General features: G+C 31.8%; 6 protein-coding genes and 1 pseudogene. All 7 read left to right on the top strand.

Translation table 11 applies throughout. From position 1 onward, the window contains the following. Position 1: 1 nt before the first annotated feature. On the top strand, positions 2 to 886 hold the full coding sequence (locus KA926_RS14110; protein ID WP_348634173.1) for a relaxase/mobilization nuclease domain-containing protein: 885 nt from the start codon (positions 2 to 4) through the stop codon (positions 884 to 886). Then, a complete protein-coding gene (locus tag KA926_RS03440) occupies positions 855 to 1,310 on the top strand; it encodes a DUF334 domain-containing protein (RefSeq protein WP_076684694.1) in 456 nt (151 codons plus the stop codon). The genes KA926_RS14110 and KA926_RS03440 overlap by 32 nt, the downstream gene beginning before the upstream one ends. 43 nt (positions 1,311 to 1,353) lie before the next feature. Then, the gene (locus tag KA926_RS03435) at positions 1,354 to 1,497 is read left to right on the top strand and encodes a hypothetical protein (RefSeq protein ID WP_186802998.1); all 144 of its coding nucleotides are present in this window, start codon (positions 1,354 to 1,356) and stop codon (positions 1,495 to 1,497) included. 571 nt (positions 1,498 to 2,068) lie between these two features. After that, positions 2,069 to 3,013 carry a replication initiation factor domain-containing protein gene (locus KA926_RS03430; RefSeq protein WP_076684688.1) on the top strand — a complete coding sequence of 315 codons (945 nt, stop codon included), beginning with the start codon at positions 2,069 to 2,071 and terminating at the stop codon, positions 3,011 to 3,013. 7 nt (positions 3,014 to 3,020) lie between these two features. Then, positions 3,021 to 3,869, top strand: a complete 849-nt coding sequence (gene str, locus KA926_RS03425) for a streptomycin adenylyltransferase Str (RefSeq protein WP_031795436.1) — start codon at positions 3,021 to 3,023, stop codon at positions 3,867 to 3,869. Between the two features lie 269 nt (positions 3,870 to 4,138). Further along, a complete protein-coding gene (locus KA926_RS03420) occupies positions 4,139 to 4,522 on the top strand; it encodes a plasmid mobilization protein (RefSeq protein ID WP_076684693.1) in 384 nt (127 codons plus the stop codon). Beyond that, positions 4,504 to 4,565: pseudogene (locus KA926_RS14150) on the top strand (relaxase/mobilization nuclease domain-containing protein); the annotation flags it as partial. The gene KA926_RS03420 and the pseudogene KA926_RS14150, both read left to right, overlap by 19 nt.

The raw sequence follows: 4,565 nt of genomic DNA, 5'->3' as shown, positions 1-4,565 counted from the left end.
AATCAATTACGCAGAGAAACGTTTGAATTGTGATGTAGATTATGCAAAATCGGCTTTTAAGCAAACCAGATCGTTATATGGCAAAGAGGATGGCGTCCAAGCACATACAGTCATTCAATCTTTTTCACCAGGCGAAGTAACACCAGAACAATGTAATCAATTAGGGTTAGAATTGGCAGAAAAGATAGCACCAAATCATCAAGTCGCAGTTTATACGCATACAGATAAAGACCATTATCATAATCATATTGTGATTAATTCAGTTGATTTAGAAACTGGGAAGAAATATCAAAGTAATAAAAAACAACGTGATTTAGTCAAAAAAGAAAATGACAATATCTGTCGTGAACATGGTTTGAGTGTGACAGAACGTGGCACTGCCAAAATGAGATACACGCAAGCAGAAAAAGGTATTGTGTTTGATAGAGAAGAATATTCTTGGAAAGATGAATTACGTGAATTGATTGAAAATGCAAAAGCACATACAAGCAATTTAGAGACGTTTTCAGAGCATTTAGAAGAAAAAGGGGTAGAAGTTAAGCTTCGTGGCGAAACAATCTCATATAAGCCTGAAAATGCAAATAAATGGGTGCGTGGACGAACGCTAGGTTCAGATTATGAAAAAGGGGCGATTGACTATGAGCATGAAAGACATCAAGAACAACAAAGAGAACCCGAATATGCAGACGGATTCAAGGTCAACTGGGACGCAGTCGAGCAGCACACAGAACAACTTGAAAAACGAAGAATTGAACGAGCTCAAAAGACAAAACAAGCTAATAGTAAAGTATTTGGCAGAGATACAAGAGAATCAGAAAATGAGAGAGAAAGAACAAGAAGCAATCACATCAAAATTGAAAGAGACGACGAAGGACTTTCGAGATAATAGCATAAAAACACATAATGATTTTGTAAGATTACTTCAAGATAATTTAAAAAAAGTGAACACAGAAGAAATTCAAGCAGAATTAAGAAGAGATGTACGTAAAGTTCAAGATGAAAACAAAGAAATGTTGCGTAAAGTGAGAGAATCGCATGAACACTATCAGAAAAGACAAAAACAATTATTCACAGGTATTGGGGCTATGTTATTAGTCTTTATGCTATTTGCTTTAATTATGACGATTGGTAGTGACTTTATGAGTTTCTTACATGTAGATATATTACAGAAAGCCATAGCAAGCAAAATTAAAGCGTCTGAGGGCTTTATGACATTTGTTTGGTATATCGCATATGGTTTACCTTATATATTCGCTATAGGACTATTTATTGGCTTATATGAATGGATTAGAGCACGGTTCCATGATTAAAAAGGAATGTGATAAAGTTTGTGAAAAAAAAAGGGGAGTAAAAGTGAAGAAAACAGAACGTAATTTATTCTCAATATTTTTATCTTTAGGAAGTATTTTTGCGATGTTTAGTGGCTTGTTTGTTTTAGGTATTGGAATGTTAATTGGTGGAGCAGCTTTGTTAACTAAAAGCATTTCTGAAGAATAAAAGTGATGACGCATTTATGCCGAGAAAATTTATTGATGTTGAGAAGAACCCTTAACTAAACTTGTAGACGAATGTCGGCATAGCGTGAGCTATTAAGCCGACCATTCGACAAGTTTTGGGATTGTTAAGGGTTCCGAGGCTCAACGTCAATAAAGCAATTGGAATAAAGCAGCGAAAGGAGTTGAAGAAAATGAGTGAGAAAACTAAGAAAAGTATTCGTATAGGATTATCATTTGCACAAGTGGTAGTACAATCATTAATAGTTTATTATGCTTATAAAGAATATAAATTAACTAAAGAAATGTAATTTTGATTATGTAATAAGTTTTGGTACTAAAAAAGACTTGATCTAATTAGACCAAGCCTTTTGATAGTGTTATATTAATAAACAAATAAAAAGAAGTCGCTCACTCCCCGTCCAAAGTTTGTGAATGCGACTTACCTTAAAGAAAAACAGTTGATGTTTTTGTTCTTAATTTGTATATCTAGATATTAAACGATATTAGTTTATTCTTCAAGATATATATTCGGGTGAGCGACTTCTTAAATTAAATTAAGGAGTCGATTTTTTATGAGTAAAAATAATCACGCAAATCATTCAAATCACTTAGAAAATCAGGATTTAGATAATTTTTCTAAAACCGGCTACTCTAATAGCCGGTTAAACCGACATATTATGTACACCCCCGAACCAAAATTACACTTTGATGCTATGACAATTGTTGGGAATCTTAATAAGAACAATGCTCACAAACTGTCTGAATTTATGAGTATTGCGCCACAAATTAGACTTTGGGATATATTACAAACCAAATTTAAAGCTAAGGCTCTACAAGAAAAAGTTTACATCGAATATGATAAAGTAAAAGCAGATGCGTGGGATAGACGTAATATGCGTGTTGAATTTAATCCTAATAAACTTACGCATGAAGAAATGCTTTGGTTAAAACAAAACATCATTGACTACATGGAAGATGATGGTTTTACAAGATTAGATTTGGCTTTTGATTTTGAAGACGATTTGAGCGATTATTATGCGATGACTGATAAATCAGTTAAGAAAACTATTTTTTATGGTCGTAACGGTAAACCAGAAACAAAATATTTTGGTGTTCGTGACAGTGATAGATTTATTAGAATTTATAATAAAAAACAAGAACGTAAGGATAATGCAGACATTGAAGTTATGTCTGAACACTTATGGCGTGTAGAAATTGAATTAAAAAGAGATATGGTTGATTATTGGAACGATTGTTTTAATGATTTACATATTTTGAAACCAGATTGGTCTAGTTTAGAAAAAGTAAAAGACCAAGCAATGATTTATATGCTAATTCATGAAGAAAGTACATGGGGTAAATTAGAAAGACGTACAAAAAATAAATACAGAGAAATGTTAAAAAGTATTTCAGAAATTGATTTAACGGACTTAATGAAATTGACTTTAAAAGAGAATGAAAAACAATTGCAAAAGCAGATTGAATTTTGGCAGCGTGAATTTAGATTTTGGAAGTGAAAAAACAATGAGGACTGAAAAAGAAATTTTAAATTTAGTTTCTGAATTTGCTTATCAACGAAGCAATGTAAAAATTATTGCTCTCGAGGGTTCAAGAACTAATGAAAATATAAAAAAAGATAAGTTTCAAGATTATGATTTTGCTTTTTTCGTATCAGATATTGAGTGTTTCACACATGAAGAAAGTTGGTTAAGTTTATTTGGAGAATTATTGTTTATACAGAAACCAGAAGATATGGAATTATTCCCACCTGATTTAGATTATGGTTACAGTTATATAATGTATTTTAAAGATGGCATAAAAATGGATATTACATTAATTAATTTAAAAGATTTAAATCGTTATTTTAGTGATTCTGATGGTCTTGTAAAAATTTTAGTTGATAAAGATAATTTAGTAACTCAAGAAATTGTTCCAGATGACTCAAATTATTGGTTAAAAAAACCAACAGAACGAGAATTTTATGATTGCTGTAATGAGTTTTGGAGTGTCTCAACGTATGTAGCAAAGGGTGTTTTTAGAAGAGAAATATTATTTGCTTTAGATCATTTCAATAATATTTTACGTCCTGAATTATTAAGAATGATTTCTTGGTATATTGGCTTTAATAGGGGTTTTGATTTTAGTTTAGGAAAGAATTATAAGTTTATAAACAAATATTTAACTGATAAAGAATTCAATATGTTTTTAGCTACTTTTGAGATGAATGGATATAGAAAGACATACCAATCTTTTAAGCTTTGTTGTGAATTATTTAAATATTATTCAAATAAAGTAAGTTGTTTAGGAAATTATAACTATCCAAATTACGAAAAAAATATTGAGAATTTTATTCGTAATAATTATGAGAATTAATTTTATTAGCAACCACATTTTTGGTTGCTTTTGTTTTGATTTTGAATTTGGTTTTGAACTATGAGTGGCTAGCATTTTGCCACTCATTTTTTGCGTTAGCAAAAACATAAAGGGTCTGGGATTAATCCCAGCAAGCCGGTATATTCAGAACGAAGTGGCTAGAATATACGACGCTTGCCAAACCACATTATTACTTGAAATTTTGTTGATTATCTTATAATCTACAAATATAGAAAGTAATATATTTCGAAGAAACGTGGTGGGATTGAATGAGTGAACATGATAATAATTTGGCTAGCGATTTGTCTGTTGGGGAAAACCGAAAACCCAACCGCAAAGAGCCAAAACAAATTAGTTTCAGAGTGAGCGAATCCGAATATGAAAAGTTAAGGTCATCTGCCGAAACTTTGAATATGAGTGTGCCGAATTTTGTTAAGAAAAAGGCACATGGGAGTCGATTGGTAGCGCCAAAATTTGATAAAGAGACGCGACAATCGATTGCCAAAGATTTAAGTAAGTTAGGGGCGAATGTGAATCAGATTGCTAAATATTGCAATCAACACCAACATGAAAACCCAGATTATGACGCTTTAGGTAGAAACATCAATGCAGTACGTGAAAGGCTTGATGAGATATGGCAACAACTAAATTAGGTAATACCAAATCGGCAAGTCGAGCAATCAATTACGCAGAGAA

The sequence above is a fragment of the Staphylococcus sp. GDY8P94P genome (genome assembly GCF_017892255.1).
GTDB classification, from domain to species: domain Bacteria; phylum Bacillota; class Bacilli; order Staphylococcales; family Staphylococcaceae; genus Staphylococcus; species Staphylococcus cohnii.
Note: the sequence above shows the minus strand (reverse complement) of the source record. Positions and strands in the feature narration are given on the sequence as shown.

Bases quoted from the DNA above. Each gene is read 5' to 3' on its own strand.
- KA926_RS03430 (WP_076684688.1), top strand. From the start codon at position 2,069: ATGAGTAAAAATAATCACGCAAATCATTCAAATCACTTAGAAAATCAG.
- str (WP_031795436.1), top strand. From the start codon at position 3,021: ATGAGGACTGAAAAAGAAATTTTAAATTTAGTTTCTGAATTTGCTTAT.
- KA926_RS03420 (WP_076684693.1), top strand. From the start codon at position 4,139: ATGAGTGAACATGATAATAATTTGGCTAGCGATTTGTCTGTTGGGGAA.